General features: G+C 72.0%; 29 protein-coding genes. 19 read left to right on the top strand and 10 right to left on the bottom strand.

Annotated features, from left to right (window positions below; genetic code table 11):
* Nucleotides 1-105 precede the first annotated feature (105 nt).
* Nucleotides 106-582, bottom strand: a complete 477-nt coding sequence (locus VFB40_RS09245; RefSeq protein ID WP_324848918.1) for a hemerythrin domain-containing protein — start codon at nt 580-582, stop codon at nt 106-108.
* A 41-nt stretch (nt 583-623) separates the two neighbouring features.
* Nucleotides 624-932, bottom strand: a complete 309-nt coding sequence (locus tag VFB40_RS09240) for a DUF7455 domain-containing protein (protein WP_324848916.1) — start codon at nt 930-932, stop codon at nt 624-626.
* A 168-nt stretch (nt 933-1,100) separates the two neighbouring features.
* Here VFB40_RS09240 and VFB40_RS09235 point away from each other — a divergent pair, with 168 nt between their 5' ends.
* The 3 genes from VFB40_RS09235 to VFB40_RS09225 all read left to right on the top strand — a co-directional run bounded on the left by VFB40_RS09235 (nt 1,101) and on the right by VFB40_RS09225 (nt 3,873).
* Nucleotides 1,101-1,346 carry a BON domain-containing protein gene (locus tag VFB40_RS09235; RefSeq protein WP_324848914.1) on the top strand — a complete coding sequence of 82 codons (246 nt, stop codon included), beginning with the start codon at nt 1,101-1,103 and terminating at the stop codon, nt 1,344-1,346.
* 70 nt (nt 1,347-1,416) lie between these two features.
* On the top strand, nt 1,417-3,534 hold the full coding sequence (gene pta, locus VFB40_RS09230; protein ID WP_349261406.1) for a phosphate acetyltransferase: 2,118 nt from the start codon (nt 1,417-1,419) through the stop codon (nt 3,532-3,534).
* A 177-nt stretch (nt 3,535-3,711) separates the two neighbouring features.
* A complete protein-coding gene (locus VFB40_RS09225) occupies nt 3,712-3,873 on the top strand; it encodes a hypothetical protein (RefSeq protein WP_324848910.1) in 162 nt (53 codons plus the stop codon).
* 3 nt (nt 3,874-3,876) lie between these two features.
* On the opposite strand, the gene VFB40_RS09220 is transcribed toward VFB40_RS09225, so the two are convergent.
* The 5 genes from VFB40_RS09220 to VFB40_RS09200 all read right to left on the bottom strand — a co-directional run bounded on the left by VFB40_RS09220 (nt 3,877) and on the right by VFB40_RS09200 (nt 7,131).
* Complete coding sequence (locus VFB40_RS09220; RefSeq protein WP_324848908.1) at nt 3,877-4,236, bottom strand: hypothetical protein; 360 nt, start codon at nt 4,234-4,236, stop codon at nt 3,877-3,879.
* A 6-nt stretch (nt 4,237-4,242) separates the two neighbouring features.
* Nucleotides 4,243-4,986 carry a 2,3-bisphosphoglycerate-dependent phosphoglycerate mutase gene (locus tag VFB40_RS09215; RefSeq protein WP_324848920.1) on the bottom strand — a complete coding sequence of 248 codons (744 nt, stop codon included), beginning with the start codon at nt 4,984-4,986 and terminating at the stop codon, nt 4,243-4,245.
* A gap of 103 nt (nt 4,987-5,089) precedes the next feature.
* Nucleotides 5,090-5,317 carry a hypothetical protein gene (locus VFB40_RS09210; RefSeq protein ID WP_324848906.1) on the bottom strand — a complete coding sequence of 76 codons (228 nt, stop codon included), beginning with the start codon at nt 5,315-5,317 and terminating at the stop codon, nt 5,090-5,092.
* Nucleotides 5,318-5,363: 46 nt separating this feature from the next.
* Nucleotides 5,364-6,587, bottom strand: coding sequence for a phosphoribosyltransferase family protein (locus VFB40_RS09205; RefSeq protein WP_324848904.1), 1,224 nt, complete (start codon nt 6,585-6,587; stop codon nt 5,364-5,366).
* A gap of 52 nt (nt 6,588-6,639) precedes the next feature.
* A complete protein-coding gene (locus VFB40_RS09200; protein ID WP_324848902.1) occupies nt 6,640-7,131 on the bottom strand; it encodes a universal stress protein in 492 nt (163 codons plus the stop codon).
* Nucleotides 7,132-7,335: 204 nt separating this feature from the next.
* On the opposite strand from VFB40_RS09200, the gene VFB40_RS09195 reads away from it, so the two are divergent.
* Nucleotides 7,336-8,049 carry a sigma 54 modulation/S30EA ribosomal C-terminal domain-containing protein gene (locus VFB40_RS09195; RefSeq protein ID WP_324848900.1) on the top strand — a complete coding sequence of 238 codons (714 nt, stop codon included), beginning with the start codon at nt 7,336-7,338 and terminating at the stop codon, nt 8,047-8,049.
* Nucleotides 8,050-8,067: 18 nt separating this feature from the next.
* Here the strand turns inward: VFB40_RS09195 and VFB40_RS09190 are convergent, their stop codons facing one another.
* Entirely contained in the window at nt 8,068-8,232 is a 165-nt protein-coding gene (locus VFB40_RS09190) for a hypothetical protein (RefSeq protein WP_324848898.1), read from the bottom strand.
* A gap of 203 nt (nt 8,233-8,435) precedes the next feature.
* On the opposite strand from VFB40_RS09190, the gene VFB40_RS09185 reads away from it, so the two are divergent.
* The 14 genes from VFB40_RS09185 to VFB40_RS09120 all read left to right on the top strand — a co-directional run bounded on the left by VFB40_RS09185 (nt 8,436) and on the right by VFB40_RS09120 (nt 19,412).
* Nucleotides 8,436-9,320, top strand: coding sequence for a L,D-transpeptidase family protein (locus tag VFB40_RS09185; RefSeq protein ID WP_324848895.1), 885 nt, complete (start codon nt 8,436-8,438; stop codon nt 9,318-9,320).
* A 214-nt stretch (nt 9,321-9,534) separates the two neighbouring features.
* Nucleotides 9,535-9,996: an SPW repeat protein gene (locus VFB40_RS09180; protein ID WP_324848893.1), complete on the top strand. Its 462-nt coding sequence runs from the start codon at nt 9,535-9,537 to the stop codon at nt 9,994-9,996.
* A 228-nt stretch (nt 9,997-10,224) separates the two neighbouring features.
* Nucleotides 10,225-10,701 carry a F0F1 ATP synthase subunit B family protein gene (locus VFB40_RS09175; RefSeq protein WP_324848891.1) on the top strand — a complete coding sequence of 159 codons (477 nt, stop codon included), beginning with the start codon at nt 10,225-10,227 and terminating at the stop codon, nt 10,699-10,701.
* Nucleotides 10,698-11,624 carry a hypothetical protein gene (locus VFB40_RS09170; RefSeq protein WP_324848889.1) on the top strand — a complete coding sequence of 309 codons (927 nt, stop codon included), beginning with the start codon at nt 10,698-10,700 and terminating at the stop codon, nt 11,622-11,624. Before VFB40_RS09175 ends, VFB40_RS09170 begins: the two co-directional genes overlap by 4 nt.
* Nucleotides 11,611-12,948 (top strand): V-type ATP synthase subunit I, encoded by a 1,338-nt coding sequence (locus tag VFB40_RS09165; RefSeq protein ID WP_324848887.1) that lies wholly within the window; start codon nt 11,611-11,613, stop codon nt 12,946-12,948. Before VFB40_RS09170 ends, VFB40_RS09165 begins: the two co-directional genes overlap by 14 nt.
* Nucleotides 12,945-13,367: an ATP synthase subunit C gene (locus tag VFB40_RS09160; protein WP_324848885.1), complete on the top strand. Its 423-nt coding sequence runs from the start codon at nt 12,945-12,947 to the stop codon at nt 13,365-13,367. Before VFB40_RS09165 ends, VFB40_RS09160 begins: the two co-directional genes overlap by 4 nt.
* Complete coding sequence (locus VFB40_RS09155) at nt 13,364-13,606, top strand: hypothetical protein (protein ID WP_324848883.1); 243 nt, start codon at nt 13,364-13,366, stop codon at nt 13,604-13,606. Before VFB40_RS09160 ends, VFB40_RS09155 begins: the two co-directional genes overlap by 4 nt.
* Complete coding sequence (locus VFB40_RS09150; RefSeq protein ID WP_324848881.1) at nt 13,603-14,130, top strand: hypothetical protein; 528 nt, start codon at nt 13,603-13,605, stop codon at nt 14,128-14,130. Before VFB40_RS09155 ends, VFB40_RS09150 begins: the two co-directional genes overlap by 4 nt.
* On the top strand, nt 14,118-15,941 hold the full coding sequence (locus VFB40_RS09145; RefSeq protein ID WP_324848878.1) for a V-type ATP synthase subunit A: 1,824 nt from the start codon (nt 14,118-14,120) through the stop codon (nt 15,939-15,941). The genes VFB40_RS09150 and VFB40_RS09145 overlap by 13 nt, the downstream gene beginning before the upstream one ends.
* Complete coding sequence (locus VFB40_RS09140; RefSeq protein WP_324848877.1) at nt 15,938-17,362, top strand: V-type ATP synthase subunit B; 1,425 nt, start codon at nt 15,938-15,940, stop codon at nt 17,360-17,362. The genes VFB40_RS09145 and VFB40_RS09140 overlap by 4 nt, the downstream gene beginning before the upstream one ends.
* A complete protein-coding gene (locus VFB40_RS09135; protein WP_324848876.1) occupies nt 17,359-18,042 on the top strand; it encodes a V-type ATP synthase subunit D in 684 nt (227 codons plus the stop codon). Before VFB40_RS09140 ends, VFB40_RS09135 begins: the two co-directional genes overlap by 4 nt.
* Nucleotides 18,039-18,296, top strand: coding sequence for a hypothetical protein (locus tag VFB40_RS09130; RefSeq protein WP_324848875.1), 258 nt, complete (start codon nt 18,039-18,041; stop codon nt 18,294-18,296). Before VFB40_RS09135 ends, VFB40_RS09130 begins: the two co-directional genes overlap by 4 nt.
* Before the next feature lie 129 nt (nt 18,297-18,425).
* Complete coding sequence (locus VFB40_RS09125; RefSeq protein ID WP_324848874.1) at nt 18,426-19,028, top strand: nitroreductase family deazaflavin-dependent oxidoreductase; 603 nt, start codon at nt 18,426-18,428, stop codon at nt 19,026-19,028.
* A 12-nt stretch (nt 19,029-19,040) separates the two neighbouring features.
* The gene (locus tag VFB40_RS09120) at nt 19,041-19,412 is read left to right on the top strand and encodes a NifB/NifX family molybdenum-iron cluster-binding protein (RefSeq protein WP_324848873.1); all 372 of its coding nucleotides are present in this window, start codon (nt 19,041-19,043) and stop codon (nt 19,410-19,412) included.
* On the opposite strand, the gene VFB40_RS09115 is transcribed toward VFB40_RS09120, so the two are convergent.
* Entirely contained in the window at nt 19,401-20,693 is a 1,293-nt protein-coding gene (locus VFB40_RS09115) for an acyltransferase family protein (RefSeq protein ID WP_324848872.1), read from the bottom strand. The two genes, VFB40_RS09120 and VFB40_RS09115, sit on opposite strands and share 12 nt — an antisense overlap.
* Before the next feature lie 133 nt (nt 20,694-20,826).
* On the opposite strand from VFB40_RS09115, the gene VFB40_RS09110 reads away from it, so the two are divergent.
* Nucleotides 20,827-22,641 carry an AMP-dependent synthetase/ligase gene (locus tag VFB40_RS09110; RefSeq protein WP_324848871.1) on the top strand — a complete coding sequence of 605 codons (1,815 nt, stop codon included), beginning with the start codon at nt 20,827-20,829 and terminating at the stop codon, nt 22,639-22,641.
* 49 nt (nt 22,642-22,690) lie between these two features.
* Here the strand turns inward: VFB40_RS09110 and VFB40_RS09105 are convergent, their stop codons facing one another.
* The gene (locus VFB40_RS09105; RefSeq protein ID WP_324848870.1) at nt 22,691-23,449 is read right to left on the bottom strand and encodes an ABC transporter permease; all 759 of its coding nucleotides are present in this window, start codon (nt 23,447-23,449) and stop codon (nt 22,691-22,693) included.
* Between the last annotated feature and the right edge of the window lie 8 nt (nt 23,450-23,457).

Below are 23,457 nucleotides of genomic sequence, written 5' to 3'. Positions count from 1 at the left end.
CGCTCGCGCAGGCCCGCCGACGCTTCATCAGGCGAGAGCAAGAGCGGGATCGGCGAGCTGAGGGTGGCCCGGCCGCATTGTGCGACCGGGCCTCGTTCGGCGAAGTCACGCGCCGACGGGGTGCGCCAGCTTGGAGCCGATGCGGTCGCGTACCGCGTCCAGGGCCTCCCAGTCCGCGCAGTGCAGCGTCGCGAGCGCGGCGGGGAAGACCCCGTCCTGTTCCTTCAGGATGTGCCACTGCAGCAAGTCGAGGGCGCCGAGAATCCGCGCCGCCCACGAGCAGTCCCAAAGCGGCACGTCGCCCGCCCCTGCCAGCACCGCGGTCAGCGCCGCGTGCTCGCGGCGCAGCGCGGCGACCTGCTCGGGGAACTCCGCCGCGAGAGCCGGGAACAGGCCCTCCTCCTCGACCGCGCAGTGCGGGGCGAGCAGGTCGGCGATCCGCTGCGCGAGATGCGCCATCCGCGCCAGGTCGCCGTCACGGTGCGCGGCGCGCGCCTGCGCGACCAGCTCCAACGCCCGCTCGTGCTCGTCCGCCAGCTCGCCGATCGCGGGCACGCTCTGGCAGCCGCAGTACTCGCACATGGCTCCTCCTTCACCTCGCACCCCGGCACCGACCGCACACGTCAAGCGGGCAGCCGCACCAGGACGTCGCCCGCGTCGAACACCACCGCCCCGGCCGCCGCGAGCGCGGCGCGCGAGACGCGGAAGTGGTGCCCGCACAGCAGCAGATCGGTCGGCTCGCGCTCGGAGTCGGTAACCGGCATCACGACCCTGACAACCGGCTGCGCGCAACAGCAGCATGCCGGATTCGACGTCGGCAGCGGTTCGAACACCCGCCACACGTCGCCCTGCCCTATCGCAGCGGCGGCGGCCGCGGCGATCGCGCCGTCCGCGACACGCTCTAGCGTTTCGGTACCAGGTTTGCCGTCCACGCCATGAGCGTCGCACCGGGCCGGGTGGCGCAGCAGGGCCATGGTTACCGCCGGCCGGGGGCCGAAGGTCCCGTGCGGCGGCGCCGGGCGACCCCGCGCGGTGCGCGGCGGCGGTCGCGGGGACCATCGCCCCTGTCCACGCGGGCGGCGCGGCGTTGTGCTGTAGTCATGAACGCGATATCGCCCACTGATGATGAAATCCGCAGGCGCGTGGTCGACCGGGTGATCGACGTCGGCGGCGAGGTCCTGGACGTGAAGGTCACCCGCGGCGCGGTCCGGCTGCGCGGGCGGGTCGGCGAGCCCGGGGAGATAGCGTTGGCCGGAATGCTCTTACGCCGCGTCGACGGCGTGGATAGCGTGGTCGCGCAGTTCACGTTGCTCGACGAGGTGAGCGAGGAGCCGACCCGTGGTTGACCGGCCCGCCGAGGGCAGCGACATCGGAGAGAGTGCTGCCGCAGACAGCGCTGCCGCAGACCGTGCCGAGGTGGCGCGCTGTCGCGTGGTCTGCGTGGCCGGGGTCGGCCCCGGCGACGGGCGCACGCTGATCGAGCTCGGCGTCACGGAGCTGCTCGCCCGCCATGCCCGCCGGATCGGGGTCTTCCGGCCCGTCGGCCGCACCGGCGGCGATCCGGTGATCGAACTGCTGCGGACGCGATACCGCGTCTCCGCGCCGCCCGACCTGCTTTACGGATACTCGTACGAACAGGCGGCTGTGATCCGGGCCGAGCAGGGCGCCGACGAGCTGGTGCGGCTCCTGGTGGACCGGTTGCGGGACCTGTGCGCGCACTGCGACGCGGTGCTGGTGCTCGGCACGGACTTCTCCAGCGGAACGATTCCCGACGAGGTCGCGCTCAACGCCCGCCTCGCCGCCGAGTTCGGCGCGCTGCTGCTGCCGGTCGTCGGAGGACGCAAGCAGCAGGCCGCCACGGTCGTGGCCGAGGTGCGCAACGCCCACCGCGTCTACACCGATCTCGGGTGCGCGGTGGTCGGCGTGATCGCCAACCGGGTGGACCCGCAGGACGAGCAGGTCGTCTCGCGGCTGCTGGATGAGCAATGCCCGGTGCCGGTCTTCGTCATCCCGGAAGAGCCTTCGCTGCGCGCCCCGACGGTCGCGGAGGCCGTCGCGGCCACCAGCGCCGAGGTGCTGCTGGGCGACCAGGACGGACTGGCCCGGCTGGTGCGCGGCTACGTTTTCGGCGGCGCCGCGCTCCCCCGCTTCCTGGCCGCTCTCGGCGAGGGCCACCTCGTGATCGCCCCCGGCGACCGGGCCGACCTGCTGATCGGCGCGCTCGCCGCGCATTCGGCCGGTTCGCCGCCGATCGCGGGCGTGCTGCTGACGCTGGGTCAGCCGCCGGGCGAGCAGATCCTGCGGCTGGCCGAGCGGCTCGCGCCGGGCACGCCGGTGGCGCTGACGGCCTCGGACAGCTTCGCCGCCGCCACGACCCTCTCCGCGCTCAAGGGCGACGTGGCCGCGGCCGACCCGCGCAAGGTCGACGCCGCGCTCGGGCACTTCGAGCTGCACGTGAACACCGCCGCGCTCGCGGAGCGGATCGCGCTCGGCCGGGTGGAGCGCGTCACGCCGATGATGTTCGAACGCGAGCTGATGGAGCGGGCGCGTGCCCCGCGGCTGCGCGACATCGTGCTGCCGGAAGGCTCCGAGGAGCGCATCCTGCGCGCGGCCGAGGTGCTCGTGCGCCGCAACGTGTGCAACCTGACCCTGCTCGGATCGCCGGACGCGATCCGTCGCCGCGTCGCTGAGCTCGGCGTGGACCTGCGCCTCGACGTCGAACGGGGCGAGCGCGAGGCGCGGGTGCGCGTCATGGACCCCGCGGCCTCGGTTCTGCACAAGCGGTTCGCGCGCACCTACGCCCGGCTTCGGGCACACAAGGGCGTCACCGAGGCCCAAGCCCTCGACATCGTCTACGACCCGGGCTACTTCGGCGCGCTGCTGGTGCAGGAAGGCCTGGCCGACGGGATGGTCAGCGGCGCCGTGCATTCGACGGCGGCCACCCTGCGACCGGCCTTCGAGATCATCGGGACCGCGCCGCAGGTCGGGTTGGCCTCCTCGGTGTTCTTCATGTGCCTGCCGGACCGGGTGCTGGTCTACGGCGACTGCGCGGTCAATCCGGACCCGAACGCCGAGCAGCTGGCCGACATCGCGATGCGCAGCGCCGGGACCGCCGCGCGCTTCGGCATCGAGCCGCGGATCGCGTTGCTGTCGTACTCGACCGGGGACTCCGGGCGCGGGGTCGATGTGGAGAAGGTGCGCAAGGCGACGCAGATCGTCCGCGCGCTGCGGCCGGACCTGCCGGTCGAGGGGCCGATCCAGTACGACGCCGCGGTGGAACCCGACGTCGCGTTGACCAAGGCCCCGGGCTCGACCGTGGCCGGCCGCGCGACCGTGCTGATCTTCCCCGACCTCAACACCGGCAACAACACCTACAAGGCCGTGCAGCGCTCGGCGGGCGCGGTCGCGATCGGGCCGATCATGCAGGGCCTGAACAAGCCGATCAATGACCTGTCACGCGGCGCGCTGGTCGAGGACATCGTGACGACCGTGGCGATCACCGCCATCCAGGCGCAGCCGGGCACCGACGGCTGACGGCCGACGGCCGACGGCTCATCGCAGGCCGAGCGCGGGCTGCCGGTCACGGACCATCGGACCGGCAGCCCGGGTCTTTCGACGGGATGCGCGCTCCCGGATCGCGAGCAGCATGGCCGTTAAGACGGTCCGACCGCCCCGCAGTGCCTCCGCAACTCCCGAGAAGGGCGAGTCACCATGCCTCTCGTCTTCATCTTCGTCGCCGTGCTGTTCTGGCTGACCATCCTGACCATCTTCGCGGTCGGGTGGCTGCTCAGGATGATGTTCCACATGTTCGCCGCTCCGGTGTACGGGGCGCGCGGGCTGATCTACCGGTCCCACGGCGGGGTCCGCAGGTGAGCTCTACTGATCCGTGTGGCGGGTCCGCGCGATCCGTTTCCGGGAGTGCGGGGCCCGCTGCCGGATCAGCCTGTTGTAGAGCTGCTGACGCGCGATGTCTATGCACTCGCGCACGCTGTCGCCGGCGGCATGCGACTGCACCGGACGGCCGTCCAGGTCGATCGTCGCGCTGAGCTGGACGGGATGCACCGCTCCGGGGTTGCCTGAGACCACGACGGTCACGTGCACCCTGCGCAGCGGCCGGTGTGCATAGGCCGCCAGGGCGTGGAACTTCTCGACGGCGTAGTGCCGCTCCTCGCGGGTGAACGGCCCGGTCATCTCGACGAGAATCGATTCGGCTGCCTGACCCGTATTCCTGGACATGCGTCCTCACTTTCCGCGCGAAGGGGCGCCGACGAGGAACACTCCGCCCGGCACGAGGGGCTTTCCGGCCGCGTCGAGAAGGTAGAGCAGCGGACGCGCGGTCGGCACCTCCAGCCGGGTGATCTCCGCGTCGGAGATCCCATCAAGCCACTTGATCAGGGCGCGCAGGGTGTTGCCGTGCGCCACGATGAGCACGACCCGGCCGGCGCGCAGCTGCGGGGCGATCGCGTCGCTCCAGTACGGCAGGAGCCGGGCGGTGACGTCCCGCAGGCTCTCGGTGTGCGGCAGCACCCGGGGCGGCAGGGCGGCGTACCGGGGATCGGCGAGGTTCGGGTCCTCCGGCAGCGCGGGCGGCCGCTCATCGTAGGAGCGGCGCCACCGCTGCACTCGTTCCGCGCCGAACTCCTCTCTGATGAGGTTCTTGTCCTTGCCCTGCAGCGCTCCGTAGTGCCGGCCGTTCAACTGCCAGGAGCGGTGCACGGGTACCCACGGGCGGTCGGCCGCGGTCAAGACCAGGCGCGTCGTCGCCACGGCTCGCTGAAGCAGCGAGGTGAACGCGACGTCGGGGCGACAGCCGGCCGCCGCGATGGCCTGCCCGGCCTGCGCCGCCTCGTGTTCGCCGAATCCGGTCAGCGGCGGGTCGGCCCAGCCGGTGAAGCGGTTGGCGGCGTTGAACTCGCTCTGGCCGTGCCGCAGCAGGATCAGCCGGCAGCCGTGGAATTCCGCGCTCGCCGAGCCCACCGGATCCATCACGCCCCTCCCCTTCTCCTGGCCCCAGCCTTGTGCCCACCCGTCGCGGCCGACAGGGTCTCAAGTCCCGCCGCGGGGATGGAGCGGCTCAGCGTCCCACGGCTCAGTACGGCAGCATCCGGCGCCCGGACGGGGTGCGCAGGTCCAGTTCGGGAAGGTCGCGGCGCGCCCGGCGGCGCCTGATCACGCGCACCCGCTTCGACGCGTAGAGCTGCGGGGCGATGCGTGTCGGCGGAACCTGCTGCTTCATGATCGCCACCTCGGCGCAGTCGCTGATCCGGTCGCCCGGCGCGGCCGGTATCAGCAAACCCTCGTCGAGGCCGGCGATCACGGCACGGGCCGAAAGGCCCGGGCCGGCAGGGCCGTGCGGGCACCGTTCAGCGGACCTTCTCGCCGGCCGGGCCGCGCGCCGTGGACAGACAGGTGGTGAACCAGTCCTCGGCCAGCCGCACGGCGACGGCCAGGCTCCGCGGATCGTCGAACCTGTTGTCCGCGCCCGGGACGACCAGCAACTGGTTCGCGCAGCGCATCCGGAGCTTGGCGCGCCGGTTCAGGTCCAGCACGGCCGCGTCCCGTGCCCCGGCGATCAGCAGCGTGGGAGCGGCGACGGAGGCGAGCCGCCGCGAGCCGGCCAGGTCCGGCCGGCCGCTGAGCAGCACCATGGCGGCGACGTCCGCGCCCGGCTCCGCCGCGGCCCACACCGCGGCGGCCGCGCCCGCAGCGGCGCCGAAGTAACCGAGCGGAAGCCGGCCTAGGCCGGGTTGACCGCGCAGCCACGCCGAGGCGTCCGCGAGCCTGCGGCCGAGCAGCCCGATGTCGAACACGGTGCGCCGGTCGATCGCGGACGGCTCGGTGAGCAGGTCGAGCAGCAGCGTGGCCATTCCATGGCTGTGGAGGTACTGCGCGACGTACCGATTGCGCGCCCCCGCTGTCCCGGTGCCGGAACCGTAAGCGAACACGACGGCGCCGACAGGGTTCTGCGGCACGGCCAGCACGCCGGGCAGTCGCGTCGAGTCGCCGGAAGGCACCTGCGCCCGGCTTCCCTCCGCGGCCCCCGGACGGCCGCTCACGTTCGCGTGCTCGGCCACGATGTCGTCCGCAGCGCTCTGATACGCGCGTTTCGCCGCGGCCTCCATCAGCTCGATGATCTGAGCATCGGGGACCTTCGGAAGCTGCGCGTACGCGTCCGCGACGGAGACGAAATCCTGCGGCGCGTGTATACAGATCAGCTCATCGGCCACGTCGTACAACCGCGGCGTCTTGTCGTAGGCGGCGATCGGAAGGGCGAGAATCACCCGCGCCGCGCCGCTGTCCCGCGCGACCCGGCAGGCCGCCCGCGCGGTGGCTCCGGTGACCAAGCCCTCGTCGACGACGATCACGGTGCGCCCGTCGACATCAAGGGGCTGCTCGTCGGCGAACGGCGTATGCGACGACGCGCTCACGTGACAGATCTCCAGCGGAGCGTCGAGAGCCTCCGCGACCTCGGCGGCCACGGGGACTCCGCCGCGCGCGACCGCGAGCACGACCGGGTCGGCCCTGCGCAGATGCTTGAGCAGATCCGCCAATTGCCGACCCGCGTCCCGCCGATCAACGAAATACATTGCCGACCTCCTCGCATGACGTCCTGCCGCACGCGGCGGAGCCGTTCGGCCCTCAGCCGCGGTTGGCCGCGGTTTCGTGCTCGAACCTGCTCCACAGATCCGGTTGCCGGCGACGCCAGCGCCGGCGCCCCCGCAACTCGCGGGCCAGCGGCGGAGGCGGCACGACGAGCAGTTCGCACCGCGCTTTGCGGATGCAGGCGAGCGGTACCGAACCCGACCACAGCGCGTGCCACAGGCCCCGGCCGCTGCTGCCGATCACCAGCAGGTCCTCGGGTCCGTCCGCGTACTCGGCCAAGGCCGAGGCGACCGGCGGAGGCTGAATGCTGCGCAGGACGGTCAATCCGCCCGGAACGCCGCCGAAGGCGTCTTTGAACGCCGCGTCGATCTGCTTGGTGTCGGAGTCCGACCAGAGCGCCTCGACGCGGACCGCGTGCAACGGCGCCCCGCGCCGCGCGGCCTGGGCGGCAGCCGCTCGCAACGCCGCCAGACCCTGTGGCGATCGGTCCACACCCACGACCACCCGCGCACCGCGTTCGGCGTTCACGGTGACACCTTCTCTCGTAAACGCTCACCTTCAGTCTCGTCACCCGACGCTCCCGCACCAGGGCATTGAGTCCCTGTTCCGTGCCACGCGGCCGTCGCGGCGGGGGCGCGCGGCGGCGCGGGACCAACGACTCTGGTCGGAGTCCTGCCGGGCGGCGACGCTGCCGGTGACTCGATCGGAGGGACGGGCGTCATGGTCTTGGCGGTGGGATATCGCGAAACCCGGCAGGCGGCGGCGGGTCTGACGGAGCGGTTGGCGGATCAGGTGTCGACCGCGCTCGCCGAGCCCGCCCGGGGTGTCGGCGATCCGCGGGTGCGGGTCCGGGCTTCCGAGGACGGCCGCGGCCCGATCGTCGGCCAGGTCAACTTCACCGCCCTCGGGTGGGCGCTTCGGGCGCAGGCCGCATGTGATCACCCGGAGGAGCTCGCCGGGCTGCTGGTCGCCCGGATCTCGCGGCAGCTGGTTCTGCCGAGTTCCGGCGTGTGGGTGCGGCCTTGGCCGGATCCGTTGACCCGGGTCTCACCGGTGCCGACCGGGCCCGCCGCGATCAGCCGCCGCAAGCCTGTGCGGCTCAGGCCTCTGACATCGATGGAGGCGATTCTGTCGCTCGACGCCCTCGACTATCAGGCGCACATGTTCCGGGATCCGCAAACCGGCGCCGAAGCGGTCGTCTATCGGGACGGCCCCTGCGGCTACCGGATGGCCTGCACCGAGCGCGCCGAGTCCTCCCGATCGGCGCCGGCTGTACTGGTGACCGACCTGTACCCGCCACCACGGCTGTCCCTCAGCAGCGCCCTGACACGGCTGACGGCCTTCGGTGAAACGCACCTGTTCTTCACCGACGCCGCTACGGGTCGCGGCGGCCTGCTATACGCGCGCTACGCAGGCGGATACGGGCTGATCGAGACGGTTGCCTAAGCAGTGCGCGGCACTCGGTTATCGCGCGGCCGGGCCAAGTTCGCGGTGACTGTCGCCTGCCAGCCACGTCGCGAAGTCGCGTTCATCGGGTTGTCGTCCGGCATTCGCGGGACGCCCGTACCAGTCGTCCAGGAAATCGGTCAGGTGCCGCTGGATCAGATGACGCAGTGTTCGCTCGGACATGACGATCGCTCCCTCGCGGATGCCGTGGTGGCGGCCTTTCCGGTGATGGTGCTCCGCGCGGGATCGCCCCGCAGGGGCGCAAAGGCCCCGACCGGGATGGACCAACGACGCGGCAATTCCGCGCCGCGCTCGGGTCTTGAGCCCGGCAGGGTAGTGCCCAAGGTCCTGTCGCGGGATCGTCGTGCGACGCCTACGGTCGAATTGTGAAGGCTCGTTGCGGCATTCGGACCGCGGCGGCGGCTCTCCTGGCCGCTGCGGCCCTGGCCCTGCTCATGTCGGCAACCGCGGGATGTGCCGGCTCGTCGGGGAACGCGGGTGCGCAGCCGCAGAACAGCGCGACCGTCGCCGGAACGTCGCCTGCCGCGTCGAGCCCGCGGCCCAGCCCGACCGCGACCATCTCGGCCCCAGCCGGGTCCGGCTCGCCCTCGCCAACCGCGAGCTCGCCGGTCCCGACCGCTTCGAAGCCTCCCGGCACGACGACGCCCGGCGGCCAGTCGACGCTGCGCCCCGGCGACCGCGGCCCGGCCGTGCTGGCGTTACAGCGGCAACTCGGCTCGCTCGGCTACTGGCTCGGAACGCCTGACGGAACGTACGGCGACCTGACCCAGCAGGCGGTGGTGGCCTTGCAGAAGGCCGCGGGCCTGCCGCGTGACGGAGTGTTCGGTCCGCGCAGCGCCGCGGCGCTGGCACGCGCGATCCGGCCGAGCGCGCACAGCGCCTCCGGGCACGTCATCGAGATCGATTTGAGCCGGCAGGTGTTGCTGCTGGTGACGAACGGCCACGTCGACACGGTGCTCGACACCTCGACCGGCAGCGGCGCGGCATACAGCGTCGGCGGCTCGACGTACATCGCCGTGACTCCGACCGGTAGTTACCGGATCTTCCGGCAGGTCGACGGCAGCGACCGCTCGCCGTTGGGCGTGCTGTGGCGGCCCAAGTACTTCAACGGCGGAATCGCGATCCACGGGTACCCCGACGTACCGCCCTACCCCGCGTCCCACGGCTGCGTGCGCGTCAGCAACGCGGCGACCAACTGGATGTGGGCCGGCAATCTCGCGCCCATCGGAACCAGCGTGCTCGTGTACTGACCCGGCCACCGGGAGCCGAACGGCCTGGGCGAACGTCCTAGCCGGAGGTACCGGCGCGGTCGGCATCCATCGAAACCCGTACGGGCCTTGAGCCTCTAGGCCGCGCCCGCCGGCGGCGCTTGGGTGGAAATCGAAAGGGCCGCTTCGGCCGCCCGACGCTCGCCGCCGGGCGGCGAAGGGGCCGAGTCCCCGGTTTCCCGAGGAGGTGGTCACCTTGACCACTCCGATCAATCAGCCGGACATCGGACGCCACCCGGACCTGCTGGACCTCGGCGCGCGCTTCGAGCGCGCGACCGCCACGCCGAGCGTGCAGGGGGCCGAGGCGCTCGGCATCCTGACGGGCTTGTACCTGGCGGCGTCGCCGTGGATCGCCGGATTCAGCGGCTTCTCCACGCTCGCGGTCAACAACCTGATCACCGGCATCGGCTACACGCTGCTCGTGGCGGGCTTCGGCTCGGCCTACCAGCGCACGCACGCGATGGCCTGGGCCGCGACCCTGATCGGCGCCTGGACGGTCGTCGCGCCGTGGGCGGTGGCCGGGAGCGTGCACACCACGCGCACGATCACCAGCAACTGCATCGCCGGAGGCGTGGCGGTGCTGCTCGGCCTCGTGATCGTCGGACTGGCCGGCTTCGGCCGCGGCGGGATGCGGGGCACACGTCCCGCAGCACGGTAGCCGCGGAGAAGCGTTCTGACACCGCGACGGCGGCAGCCTCACCTCGAGCAGCCGCCGTCGCGGCCTGCCGTCACAACTCGCGTCGCCCGTCATCCGCGGCGGGCACGCGGTGACCGGCCGTACCCGGCGCGGGTCGATGGTCCCTGCTCGGCAAAGCACTGAGGCCCTGCATCCGTGGGTCGCGGCCGAGCAGAATGATCACCAAGGAGCTCGTCGGAAGGCGGAGCCATGGTCGATGTGCGCGGCATCCTGCGCCGGTTCAAGCCCGCCGGAGCGCCGGGGGCGGCGATCGGCGCCGCGGTGCCCGCCGACCGGACCGCCGAACACGACGCGGAACTGCAGCCGCTGTTCGCCTCCCTCGAGGACGCCGAAGCCGAGGCTCATCAGCTCCGCGCCCGCGCCGCGGCCGAGGCCGCCGACATCCGGCAGGAGGCGCGGCGCCGCGCCGAGTCGATCGTCGAGGAGGCGGCCGAGCGCGCGACGCTTGAACAGGAGAAAGCCGAGCGCCAAGCCCGCACCGCGGCCGAGCAGTCCAGCGCCGCGCTCCTCGACCAAGCGCGTTCCCACGCCGAATCATTGCGCGTACACGCCGAACCGCGCGTGCAAGAGTACGTCGACCGATTCGTCGGCGAAGTCGCCGACACGCTGCTCGGGACTTCAAGTCGCGTGCAGCCGCCGGCCCGCGGCCCGGGAGCGCCGGGATGAGCGCCGCGTGGGTCGCCGCGACCGTCCGCGCCAAGGCGCTGCTGGATCGGAGAGTCGGCCCGGGCGCGGCGGCGCGCCTGGCCGCGCAGCCGAGTCTGACTGCCGCACTCGAGGAACTGGCGGATACGAGCTACCGGCGCTTCCTCTCCCCGGACGCGAGCCCGGCCGATGCGGAGCGCGCCGTGAACAAGGGCGTCGTGTGGAATCTGCGTGTCCTGGGCGGATGGGTGCCGGGCTCGGGAGTCGGCGTGCTGCGCGTGCTGGTCGCCGATCTGGAGATCGGCAACCTCGCGGACCGGCTGCGCGGGATCGCCGGCGCCGAGGTTCCCGCGCCTTATCGGCTGGGCGCGCTGGCGACCTGCTGGGACAGGGCTGCGGCAGCGACTTCCGCCGCCGCGTTGCGCGCCGTGCTGGCGGCTTCGGCCTGGGGAGATCCGGGAACTGACGATCCCTCGGGCCTGACCGAGTACTTGCGGCTGTCCGCGGCGAGCCGGCTCGCGGCGATCCATCCCGACAGCCGCTCTTGGGGCGCGGCGGCCGCCGCGCTGACGATCGCCAGGCAGCGCTTCCTGCTGGGACGGCCGACCGGGGCCCCGGGCGCGGCGCGAGCGCGCCCGCTGCTCGGTGCCCGCGCGGTGGAGTCCGCCGACTGGGATTCCTTCACCGCGGCGCTGCCGAAGGTGACGGCGGGCTGGGCGCTGGCCGGGCTCGACGGCCCGCAGGAGCTTTGGCGGGGAGAACAGCGCTGGTGGTCGCGGGTCGAATCGGACGCCGCGGACCTGGCGCGATCCCCGAGATTCCAACTGGAGCCGGTTCTCGGTTGCGCCGCGCTGCTTCTCGCGGACGCTCACGCCGTCCGGGGCGCACTGGCCTCGGCGCATCGGGGCGGCCGGTTGGCGAGGAGCGGCGATGTCTCCCGGTGAGCGCTCCCTTCCTGCCGCGCGCGGCGCTCCGGCGCGGTGGCGCAATACGCTGCTGCCGGTACAGATGCAGCGCGTCGCGCTCACCGCAGGACTCGACGATCTGCGCGCCACGATCGTGCGCACCGGCGAGGCGGGATGCGTGGAGATCGAATGCGACGGGCCTTCCTCGGATGCGGCGTCGGCGCCGTCTGACAAGGATCTGATCAGCCGGTATACCGACGCGGCGACTCGGCACGATGAGACGGCGGCGCTCACCGGCTGGTGCCCCGCGGCCGAAGTCCCACGTCTCGCGGCGCGCTTGGCGCAGGTCGGTGGAGCGGTGGTCGTGCTACCGCGCCCACGAGGCGTCGATCCACCGACGCTGCTGCAAGACGCCGGAACGACGCGCCAAGCTTTTTCGCCGCTCGTGCGCGCGTACGGCACGGTTCCGTACGCAGACCTCGACCCGACGCTGCTGGCCGGCCTGTCCTACATCCTGATGTTCGGCCTCATGTTCGGCGACGCCGGACACGGCGCGCTGCTCGTCGGCTGCGCCCTGCTGCTGCGTTCCGGCCGAATCAGGCTCCTGGCAGGCGTGCGGCACCTGTGGCCGTTCGTCGCCGGAGCGGGTCTGGCCGCCACGGCCTGCGGTCTGCTCTACGGCGAGTTCTTCGGCCCGACCGGGCTCGTCCCGGCCCTCTGGCTCAAACCGCTCGACAAACCGCTGCCGCTGCTCGGGTATGCGATCGCGTTCGGCGCGGTGCTGCTCGCCATCGCCTATGGGGTCGGTACAGCGAACCGTTGGCGCGAAGGCGGTCCCGGGGCAGCGCTCTACGCGGTCTCCGGTGTCGCAGGCTCCGTACTTTTCCTCGGAGCCGCCCTCGGCTGCGCGGGCGCGCTCGCGCACTCGGTGCCGCTCGTGACAGCCGGAGCGGCGCTCGCGCTGCTCGGGATCATCGCCGCCGGGATCGGGCTGGCCATGGTCTCGCCGCGCGGAGCGGCCGGCGGCTTCCAGGTGGGCATCGGACTGTTCGACCTGGTCACCCGGATCGGCTCGAACGTGGTGTCGTTCGCCAGGCTCGCCGCGTTCGGTCTCACCCATGCCGCGCTCGGCGACGTCATCTGGCGCGGCACGAGCGGCCTGGCGCACCACGGCCCGGTCGGCGTGTGCGGGGCGGCGCTGCTCTTCCTCGCGGGCAACGCGCTCGCCTTCGCCCTGGAAGGGCTCGTCGCCGGCGTGCAGGCGATGCGCCTTGAGTACTACGAACTGTTCTCGCGGATCTTCGAGCCGGAGGGCCGGCCCTTCCGGCCGTTCCGGCTGCCCGCACAGGAGATGACCTCATGATCGCTTGGTTGATCGGCGCACCGACGCTGTTCGTCGGCGCGACTTTGGCGGTGCTCACGGCTCGCCGCTCCGCGCGCGGAGCACGCCGGGCGTTGTTCGCGATGACCGGCGGGTTGCTGACCGCGGCCCTCGCCGTGCTCATCGTCGCGCTCGGCGCCGGCAGCGCGCACGCCCAGACGGCCGCCGCGGCGGCGAGCAGCGGCGGCAGCAACAGCGGCGCGCTGATCGGCGCGGGCATCGCGATCGCCGGGTCGTGTCTCGGTGCGGGGCTCGCCGTCGCCTACACCGGAGCCGCCGCGCTCGCGCTGATGAGCGAGCGGCCTGAGCTGTTCGGGCGGGCGATGGTCGTGGTCGGGCTCGCCGAGGGCATCGCCATCTACGGGCTCGTCGTCGCGGTGCTGCTCATCGGGAAGTCGTGATCGGCATGGACCGCGCCGGCACGATCGCCGCGTTGGGCGAGGGCGCGCTCATCGAAGGATTCGCCCTGGCCGGGGTGCTCCTGCGCCCGGCCGAGGATCCGGCGGCGGTGCGGTCGGCCTGGCGGGAACTGCCCCAGGACGTCGTCGTGGTCATTCTGACGAAGACCGCGGCGCTCGCGCTCGGGTCGGCCGTCGTGGAATCCACCTCATACCCGATCACCGTGGTGATGCCGTCATGAGCGCACCGGTGAAGCTGAAGGACGACCGAGCGCTGGATCCCGTGCGGGATCGCTTGCTCCAGCGCGCCCGCGCCGACGCAGAAAAGCTCGTCGGCGAGGCCCGCATCGAGGCCGCCGCGACGATCGCCGCAGCCGAGGCGCGGTCCCGGACGATCCTCGACCAGGCGCGGGCACGAGGCGCAGCGCTGGCCGCCGCCGATACGGCCGAACTGCTCACCGCCGCCCGCCGCGAGGCGCGCGCCCTCGACCTCGCCGCCCAGCGTGCCGTCTACGACGCGGTCCGCGACGGCATCGAGCATGGCATTCGAGCACTGCGGGACAGCGCGGATTACCCGGCCGTCCGAGCCGCGCTGGAGCACCGCGCACGTGACGCGCTCGGTTCCGAGGCCGTCATCGTCGACGACGAGGGTGGCGGGGTGACCGCGACGGCCCGTGGGCGCCGGCTCGATTTGAGCCTGCCGGCGATCGCCGCGCGCGCCGTGGACGGACTCGGGGAGGAGGTCGCGCGGCTATGGACGATCTGAATACTGACAGTGCTTTCGACAGCGCGATCGCCGACGGCACTGCAAACCGCGCCGCCGCTGCAACAACGGCGAGCGGCGTGATCCGCCGGGTCGCCGGGCCGCTGATCGAAGTCGAACTGGAGCGAGGCGGTGCGGCCATCTCCGAACTCGTCCTGCTCGGTCCCGCGCGCGTGCCCGGTGAGGTGCTGGCGGTTCAGGACGGGCTGCTGACCGTGCAAGCGTACGAATACACCGGCGGCCTCGCACCCGGCGACAAGGCGGTGCCGCAAAACCGCGCGTTGTCGGCCGCCCTCGGACCTGCCCTGCTCGGCGGTATCTTCGACGGCCTGCTGCGACCCCTCGCCGAAGCTGGAACGTGGCTCGGACGGGACGAATCCGGCACAGCAGACACGAGCGCAGCACACGATCAACGCACCTGGCGCTTCACGCCCCAGGCGAAACCGGGCGACCTCATCCCGCCAGGTCACCGCTTGGGCACCCTCGCCGTCTCGCGGGCCGTCGAATATCTCGTCCTCGCTCCCCCTGCGCAGGACCCTGACCCTGAGCCGCGATTGGAGTGGATCGCGGAGCCCGGAGACTATCCGGCCGACGCCGTGATAGCCCGCGTCGCCGGACGGCCCGTCACATTGACCGAGCATTGGCCGATCCGCCGTCCGCGTCCGTTCATCCGGCGGCTGGCAGCCACCGAGCCGCTGCACACCGGGCAGCGCGCCCTGGACCTGCTCTTCCCGATCGCCAAGGGCGGGACCGCGGCCGTGCCCGGCGGCTTCGGCACCGGTAAGACGGTGCTGCTTCAGCAGATCGCCAAGTGGTGCGACGCGGACGTGATCGTGTACGTGGGCTGCGGGGAACGCGGCAACGAGATGGCGGCAGTCGTCGACGAACTGTCCCGGCTGGAAGATCCGCGCACCGGCGGCCGGCTGGCTGAACGCACCGTCGTCGTGGCCAACACCTCCGACATGCCGATGATGGCGCGGGAGTCCAGCGTGTACGTCGGGGCGTGTGTGGCCGAGTTCTTCCGCGACATGGGCCACGACGCGGTGGTCATCGCCGACTCGACCTCACGCTGGGCCGAGGCGCGGCGCGAGTTCGCCTCCCGTTCCGGCACCTTGCCCGCCGAGGAGGGCTTCCCGGCCGACCTGGCCTCCGCCCTCGCCGCGTTCTACGAGCGGGCCGGCGCGGTCGAGACCCTCGGCGCCGGCCCCGGCTCGGTCACCGTGCTCGGGGCGGTTTCCCCGCCGGGCGGGGACATGGCCGAGCCGGTCACCGCGCACACCGAACGCTTCGTGCGGGCGCGCTGGACGCTGGACCGCGACCTGGCCTACGCGCGTCACTACCCGGCGGTCTCCTGGGCGGACTCGTTCTCCCGCGACGCCGCCCTGGTCGGCCACGCCACCGGTCCTGCCGCGCTGCGGGACCGCTTGGTGCACACCCTCGCGCGCGCCGACCGGCTGGCTGATCTGGTCGATCTGGTCGGCATCGGCGCGCTGCCGCCGGCCGAGCGCATGGATGTGCTCGCCGGCCGGCTCGCGCGTGAGGGCGTGCTCCAGCAGAGCGCGCTGTCCGACGCCGACGCCTACAGCTCGGATGAGAAGACCGCCGCTCTGCTCGAAGCGGTGTCGGCTGTGTCAGACCACTGCCACGACATCGCCGTGGTCGCCGGGGCGCCCGCGGTGGAGGCCGTCGACTTCGGTCCGCTGTTGCGCGCCCGCGAGGACGCCGGACCGCATGGAATCGAGATCATCCGCGCGCGGCGCGATGCCGTGCTCGCAAGTCTCGACGCGCTGACCGAGGCGGGGACGACGCCATGACGAACGAGAGCGCGGCAGGGACGAGCTTGCCAGAGCCCGAATACACGTCGATCGGCTCCCTGCGCGGACCGCTGATGGTCGTTCGCGACGTGCAAGGGGTCGGATTCGACGAATACGTGCGCATCACCACCGACGAAGGCGAGCAGCGGCACGGCGTGGTCGTCGAGGTCGATCGCGACCTGGCCGTCGTCCAGGTGCTGGAAGGCACCGCCGGACTCAACCCGGCGGCCACGCGCGCCGCTTTCGAGGGCACGCCGCTGCGCATCCCGGTCGGCCCGCGCTGGCTGGGGCGCATCTGCGACGGACGAGGCACACCGGTCGACGGTGGACCGCCGGTCTTCGGACCGGCTACCGCGCCCGTGAACGGCCGCCCGATCAACCCCGTGCACCGCGAGCCGCCGTGCGAGCCGGTACTCACCGGCATCGGCGTGATCGACGCGCTCACCACGCTGGTGCGCGGCCAGAAGCTGCCGATCTTCTCGCTGCCGGGCCTGCCGCATCTCGAGCTCGCCACCCAGATCGCCGCCCAGGCCACCGCCGGATCGCAGCCCTTCTGCGTCGTGTTCGCGGGCATGGACCTCACCCACGCCGACGCGCAGTTCGTTCGCGGCGCGTTGGAGGAACGCGCGGCCGCGGGCGAACTCACTCTGCTGATCAACACCTCTGACGCCCCGGTGCTTGAGCGCATCATGACTCCGCGCATCGCGTTGACGATCGCGGAGAACCTGGCCTTCGTCGGCGGCCGCCACGTGCTGGTCATCCTCGCCGATATGACGAGCTATGCCGAAGCGCTGCGCGAGGTGTCCGCGGCGCGCGGCGAGATTCCCGCGCGTCGGGCGTATCCCGGCTACCTGTACAGCGATCTCGCATCCCTCTATGAACGCTGCGGCCGGATTCGCGGCCGGCCCGGATCGGTCACCGTCCTGCCGGTGCTGACCATGCCGGGAGGCGACATCACCCACCCTGTGCCTGACTTGACCGGCTACATCACCGAGGGACAGATCGTGCTGTCCGCGCAGGCCGCGGCGCGCGGCATCTACCCCCCGGTCGACCCGCTGGCCTCCCTTTCCCGCCTCATGCGTGACGGCGCCGGCCCTGGCCGCACGGAGCCGGAGCACCGTCCGCTCGCCGCGCAGCTGCTCGCCTCCCTTTCCCGCGCCCGCCAGGTGCGCGACCTGGCCGACCTGATCGGCGCCGACACGCTCGGCGAAACCGACCGGCGCTACCTGACCTTCGAGGAGGAGTTCGACCGCACCCTCATCGATCAGGGTCCTCGCGAGAACCGGACGCTCCAAGACATCCTCGAACGGTGCCGCGATGTCGCCCTCGCCCTGCCGCGCAGCGAGCTGACCATGCTGTCCGATGAGCTGCTCGGCATCGACTGCGCAGCCACGGCCCAGCCGGGGCGGCGATCGTCATGACCGGGGTGCGCGTGCCTCCGGGCCGAGCCGGTCGGCTTCGGCTGCGCCGGCGGCTCGCGTCCGCGACGCGCGGCGCCGAACTGCTCGAGCGCAAACTGCACGTGCTGCTGGAGGAGCAGCAAGTCAGGACGCGCGCCGCGCAGGACGCGCTGACTGCCTGGCATGAGGCGGCGGCGCAGGCGGACGCCTGGCTGGCTCGGGCCCTCGCGGCGTCCGGCCACGACGGCCTGCGCGGGACTCGGCCCTCCGGCACGGCCGGGGTCGTCATCCGAGAGACGTTGTCGATGGGCGTCAAGCTCCCCGCCGAGGCTTCTTTCACAACGCCCTCGGAAACGGCAGCTGCGTCCGATCCGGGCAGTGCGGCCTTGATTTGCGCCCGTCCGGCATACGCGCGTGCCGCCGAAGCCGCCTGCCGCGCCGCGGTCACGCTCGCCGCCGTGCGGGCGCTCGACGCCGCGGTCATCGCCACCCGACGCCAGATCCGGATTCTGCGGCGCCACTGGATTCCGCAGCTGAACGACGCGCTCGCGCGGATCGAGTTCACCCTCGAACAAGGCGATTTCGAGGACGGGACCAGGCGCCGCCTGCTGGCGATGACGGGCCGAACGGCCCTGGTCACGGCCGGTCCGGCGCGGGATGCTGTGATCCACCGGGACCGAGAAGGGAGGCGGGCACCGTGAACGGCACCTCAGCCGAAAGCCACCGAGCTGGCGCAGAAGCCCGCCGGGAGACCGTCAGCAGCACCGGACACTCAGGCACCGATACGCGGTACAACGCCATGCTGCGCTACCTGCGCGGCCTCTACGTCAGAAGCCCGCAAGCGCCGCAGAAGGCGAGCGCGCCGAAGGCGCAGACTCCGCCGGAGACCGAGCCGGACACGCCGGCAGCCGAGCCCGTCGAGCCTGGCGAGCCGCCGGTCGAGCCGAAGGCCTGACCGCCCGCCGCACAGGCGTGACCTTCGATGACGCGGTTCGGCCGGCTGGATCCGGGTCCTTATGCCCTGGGGCCGGGCTGCGCCCAGTGCGAGCCTGGCGGCAGGGCATGAGGGAATGAGGCGATCGCAGTGTCCGATCAGAGCACGTCGGAAAAGGGGATCTCAGAGCAGAGCAGCCTGGAGCAGAGCGAGCCGGGTCCGGACGTCGACCAGGCCGCCAACGGGCACGCGCCTGAAGCCCAGGCGGATTCCCAGAACACTCCGCCGCGAGGCGACCAGGTGTGGCCGACCCGCCGGTACCAGCCCGGCCGCCTGCGCCACGTGGAGAACGCGTTCACCAGCGTCCTCGCGCGCACAGGCCTGATCCCGCACACCTACCTGCTCACGACCCGGGGCCGCAAGACCGGCCGCCCGCGCAGGAACCCGGTGACGCTGGTCGTGCTCAACGGGCAGCGCTGGCTGGTCGCTCCGTACGGACCGGTCTCCTGGGTGCACAACGCGCGTGCCGCCGGGAAGGTCGAATTGACCCGCGGCCGCACGACCCGCGTGTACGAGGTGCGCGAACTGCCGGCGCAGCAGGCCGGATACGTCCTCAAGCACTACGTCCGCATCGCCAAGGTCACGCAGCCGTACTTCCGCGCCCGGCCGGACTCCCCGGTCGAGGACTTCAGCGCCGAAGCCGCGCTGCATCCCGTCTTCCACCTGGTCAGGGCCGATCAGCCCGTCGCTTGAGGAGGGTGTGCGATGAGGATCTGTGTTCCCATCACCGGAGATGACCTGGTCGACGGGCGCTGGGGCCGGGCCCACCAAGTCGCGGTCGCGGACATCGACGACGGCGAGATCACCGGCTGGTGGGAACACGAGGTGTGCTGGGATGCCCTGCACGACACCGGCAGCGAGGGCGCGCACCACGCACGCGTGGCGCGGTTCGTGCGCGAGCAGCACGTCGGCGCCGTGGTGGCCGAGCACATGGGGCCCGGCATGATGCGGATGCTGCGCACGATGGGGATCACCGTGTACCTCGGCGCCCACGGCGACGCGCGCCAAGCCGTCACCGCCGCCGCGGACCTCGGCGCAGCCAGGGCGGGCAACGGCTCGGTGGCGTCAAGGCGTTGAACCCGGATCGGATCGAGCTTCCAGCTCGCCGGTGGCGCGGCCGCTGAACAGCGTCGCCACAAGCCCGAGAGCGCCTAAGAGCAGGGTCCACACGGGCACGTGTCCCGCGGGCGCGAACCCGCCGATGGCCAGTCGGGCCAGTGCCACCGAGGCTGCGATCAGCCCTGCCGGCAGCAGGAGCGGCGACCAGCGCCCAGGCGAGCCGAGGCCAGAGGGAAGACGCAGCATCGGACGTTCTGCCCACGTCACCGCGGCAACCAGCGGCACGAGCACCACGGTCAGCAGCGCCCACCACACCGGCCGCAGCTCCCACCACCGCGCGCTGCCGATCGGCGGCTGCGGCATGACCTTCGTGGGATAGAAGGCCACTGCGATGACGATTGCCGGCACGAAATGCCACAGGTACACCGTCATAACCGTGCTGTTGAGGCGCCTTACCGCGTGCCACATTCGCACCCGGACGGCGAGGACGCGGGACATCCACGGCTCGGCCAGCAACACGAGGCCGCACTGTGCCGCGGCGAACGCGAGCAGCGCGATCGACGGCGGGTTCGTGTTCCCGGAGCCGACCATGTCCACCTTGAAGGCCCGCGAGACGACCAGCGCGGTCAGCAGCGCGGCCCCGGCCGCCGTCAGCGCGTACAGGCGCCACCGCGGCGTGGTGAGGCTCCGGTCCTGCCAGGCGAACCCCCACTGATGGATCGAGCCCCACACGAACAAGTAGTTGGCATACCCGATTGCGGGAGGATGCCGCCCCGTCAGGACCACACTGACCGACCCGGCCGCCACGGCCATGACGCAGGGCGCTGCCAAGCCCCAGCGCCGATGCAGCGCCAACATGACCGGCGTGAGCGCGATCAGCGTCAGGTAGGCCGGCAGGAACCACAGCTGGAGCGCGACCAGCCAGGCCGACTCCGCGAGCTCCGCCGACGGCACGTGCGCGGCCTCGGCGGCCATCACGGCGAGAATGGCCACCACGACGAAGGCCGCCGTGGGCCACAGCAACCGCAGGGCGCGCTCGCGCACCCACCGCGTCCAGGCCTCGCCGCGCTCGTGATGGAAGCTCCAGGACTGCGCGTTGACGAATCCGCCCACCAGGAAGAACACCGGCATCACCTGGAACAGCCAGGTGACCCAGCGTCCCCAGCTGACGTAGTCGACGGCGTCCAGGCCCGAGAGCCGCCCGTCCCGGTAGATGACCGAGATCAGGAGCCAATGGCCGTAGACGACACCGCCGATGGCCCCGACCCGCAGGAGGTCCGCGTAGCGATTGCGCACCATGCCGCGACCTGCAACTCCCTCGCCGGTAAGCCGCGGACCCGCCGCGGCGCCCTGGCGCCTCGGGACGAATGACCCGCGCGGATGGCGAACTAAGACCCGTGCCGCCCGGAGCCGGGCGCAGGACGCTGGAAGCGTGGCCGTCTCATCACTGAATCTACAGTCGTCCACGCCGGCGCGGTTCACCGTCGGGCCGGCGCGCAACACGTCGGACGACATCTTCGACTGGGCCGCGCAGCGCCCCGACCACCTCTCGTTCGCGCGGAAGGCCGGCGCCGGCTGGCGGTCCGTGACCGCGCGCGAGTTCGTCGATCAAGTGCTCGCCGTGGCCGCCGGTTTGATCGCGTCCGGCGTTCAGGCCGGTGATCGCATCGGGCTGATAGCGGATACCAGCTACGAGTGGGTCGTGTGCGATTACGCGATCTGGGCGGCTGGAGCCGTCACGGTGCCCGCCTATCCCACCGCCGCGCCGGCGCAGATCGCCGGCATACTCACCGACTCCGGCGCGACCGGCGTGTTCGTCAAGGGCGGCCAGCTGGGCACAGAGGTCGCAGCGGCCTGCGGATCGCTCGCCGACCGCATGTGGACGGTGGACGACGCCGGATTCGCCGCGCTCTCCTCCTCCGGCGCGGCGATAACCCGCGACGAGGTCGAACGCCGCAGGCGGTCCGCGACGGCGGACTCCCCGGCGACGATCGTCTACACCTCGGGCACGACAGGCCAGCCGAAGGGCTGCGTGCTGACGCACAGCAACCTCGTGGCGGAAGTCAGCAGTGTGCTCGAGGCCGAGGGCATCGCCGACCTCGTGCTCGTGGAGGACTCGTCGATGCTTGTGTTCCTGCCGCTCGCGCACGTGCTGGCCCGCGTCGCGACCCTGGCCGGAGTGCGGGCGGGTATGCGGATCGGCTTCACCAGTGATCTGGACGACCTGCCGCGGGAGCTGGCCGGATTCCGGCCCGAGGTGACCTTGGTCGTGCCGCGGGTCCTGGAGAAGGTCTACAACCGCGCCGAGCGCAGGGCGCAGCAGTCCGGCCGGGCGCGCCTGTTCCACGCCGCGGCGGAGACGGCCGTGGCGTACAGCCGCGCACTGGCCGACGGATCGCCGTCTTGGCGGCTGCGGATGCGGCGGGCCCTGTTCGACCGGCTCCTGTACGCGCGGCTGCGCGCCGCGTTCGGCGGACAGCTGCGGTACGCCGCCAGCGGCGGCGCTCCGCTGGATGCCCGGCTCGGGCACTTCATGCGCGGCGTCGGAGTGAACGTGCTCGACGGCTGGGGCCTGACCGAGACGGCCGCCGCAGTCACCCTGAGCCTGCCCGCCGCGCTGCGGGTCGGCACCGTCGGCCGTCCGCTGCCGGGTAACACCGTGCGGATCAACCCGGACGGGGAGGTTCTGGTCAAAGGCCCGGCGGTGTTCCGCGGCTACTGGAACAACCCGCGGGCCACGGCCGAGGCGCTGGACGCGGACGGATGGCTGCACACCGGCGACCTCGGCGAGCTGAACGACGGATACCTCTCGGTGATCGGGCGCAAGAAGGACCTGATCGTGACCGCGTCGGGCAAGAACGTCGCCCCCGCCTTCCTGGAGGACCGGCTGGCCGCGCACTGGCTGATCGAGCAGTGCGTCGTCGTGGGTGACCGGCGACCGTACATCACGGCGCTGGTCGCGCTCGACCCGCAGTCCTTCGAGGAATGGAAGGCGGAGCACCACCTGTCGCCCTCGGCCACCGTGGCGGACCTGAACGAGGACCCCGCGCTGCGCGAGGCGGTGCAGGGCGCGATCGACGAGGTGAACGGGGAAGTCTCCCGCCCCGAACAGATCAAGCGCTTCCGCATCGTGCCGGGGTACTTCACGGTCGGCGACCAATTGACGCCGACTCAGAAAACGCGGCGGCAACACGTCCTGACGCAGTTCGCCGGCGACGTGGAGGCGCTGTACACCGAGGAAGGGTGACGGTAACTCGCGCGGCTCGCGTCGCTCGGCCGCAGGTGCCAGGCGCGGACTAACGCCGGCGAGCGATGGCCCAAGCCGCCCCGGCCCAGGCCACCGCGGTCCAGGCGGCGAGCACGGCGTACGACAAGGCGAGGTTCGAGACCAGCCCTCGCGTCACTGAGGCTCGAAGCACCTGGCCCATGTAGTAGATCGGCAGCACGCGGTGGACGTCGGCCAGCCACAGCGGCAGCCGGCTGATCGGGAACTGCACCGGCGAGAAGAGCAGCACCACGAAGATCAGCGCATTGACGATGGCGTTGGTGACCAGCGGCCTGGCGACCAGCTGGGCCATGGTGAAGCCGACCGAGGTGGCCATCACCGAGGAGAGCAGCAGCGCGGGCGCCGCCATCGGCGACACGGTCAGGGTCACGCCGTATCGCCAGGCGGCCAGCGCCAGGGTAGCCACGATCCCGGGGACCGCGAGCAGCGTGAACACGGTGAAGGTGGAGGCTACGGCGGCGGATCGCGGGGCGGGCAGCGACCAGATGAAATCCCAGGTGCCGGCCTGCTGCCGCTCGGTGACCATCATCACGACGCCGATCAGCCCGGCGGTCAGCACCGCGAGGGCGGGCGAACCGCTGACGATGAACAGGGCGGCGTCCTTGGACAGGTGACCGATGTAGAAGCCGTAGATGATCGCCATGCCGGCGCCGAACAGGATCTGCATGAGCGCGAACATCGGCAGCCAGTTGCGCTGCGCGGCGAGATCGAACCTGAGCATGGCCGCGTAGCTGTCGATCCAGTACCGCACGCCGCGCCGCACGTTCACGACCCACC

It is taken from the genome of Actinocrinis sp. (genome assembly GCF_035650855.1).
Lineage (GTDB): Bacteria > Actinomycetota > Actinomycetes > Streptomycetales > Catenulisporaceae > Actinocrinis.
Note: the sequence above shows the minus strand (reverse complement) of the source record. Positions and strands in the feature narration are given on the sequence as shown.

Coding starts and splice junctions, on each gene's coding strand:
- VFB40_RS09245 (WP_324848918.1), bottom strand. CDS start 582: ATGTGCGAGTACTGCGGCTGCCAGAGCGTGCCCGCGATCGGCGAGCTG.
- VFB40_RS09235 (WP_324848914.1), top strand. CDS start 1,101: ATGAACGCGATATCGCCCACTGATGATGAAATCCGCAGGCGCGTGGTC.
- VFB40_RS09225 (WP_324848910.1), top strand. CDS start 3,712: ATGCCTCTCGTCTTCATCTTCGTCGCCGTGCTGTTCTGGCTGACCATC.
- VFB40_RS09220 (WP_324848908.1), bottom strand. CDS start 4,236: ATGTCCAGGAATACGGGTCAGGCAGCCGAATCGATTCTCGTCGAGATG.
- VFB40_RS09215 (WP_324848920.1), bottom strand. CDS start 4,986: ATGGATCCGGTGGGCTCGGCGAGCGCGGAATTCCACGGCTGCCGGCTG.
- VFB40_RS09205 (WP_324848904.1), bottom strand. CDS start 6,587: ATGTATTTCGTTGATCGGCGGGACGCGGGTCGGCAATTGGCGGATCTG.
- VFB40_RS09190 (WP_324848898.1), bottom strand. CDS start 8,232: ATGTCCGAGCGAACACTGCGTCATCTGATCCAGCGGCACCTGACCGAT.
- VFB40_RS09175 (WP_324848891.1), top strand. CDS start 10,225: ATGGTCGATGTGCGCGGCATCCTGCGCCGGTTCAAGCCCGCCGGAGCG.
- VFB40_RS09170 (WP_324848889.1), top strand. CDS start 10,698: ATGAGCGCCGCGTGGGTCGCCGCGACCGTCCGCGCCAAGGCGCTGCTG.
- VFB40_RS09165 (WP_324848887.1), top strand. CDS start 11,611: ATGTCTCCCGGTGAGCGCTCCCTTCCTGCCGCGCGCGGCGCTCCGGCG.
- VFB40_RS09160 (WP_324848885.1), top strand. CDS start 12,945: ATGATCGCTTGGTTGATCGGCGCACCGACGCTGTTCGTCGGCGCGACT.
- VFB40_RS09150 (WP_324848881.1), top strand. CDS start 13,603: ATGAGCGCACCGGTGAAGCTGAAGGACGACCGAGCGCTGGATCCCGTG.
- VFB40_RS09145 (WP_324848878.1), top strand. CDS start 14,118: ATGGACGATCTGAATACTGACAGTGCTTTCGACAGCGCGATCGCCGAC.
- VFB40_RS09140 (WP_324848877.1), top strand. CDS start 15,938: ATGACGAACGAGAGCGCGGCAGGGACGAGCTTGCCAGAGCCCGAATAC.
- VFB40_RS09135 (WP_324848876.1), top strand. CDS start 17,359: ATGACCGGGGTGCGCGTGCCTCCGGGCCGAGCCGGTCGGCTTCGGCTG.
- VFB40_RS09120 (WP_324848873.1), top strand. CDS start 19,041: ATGAGGATCTGTGTTCCCATCACCGGAGATGACCTGGTCGACGGGCGC.
- VFB40_RS09115 (WP_324848872.1), bottom strand. CDS start 20,693: ATGGTGCGCAATCGCTACGCGGACCTCCTGCGGGTCGGGGCCATCGGC.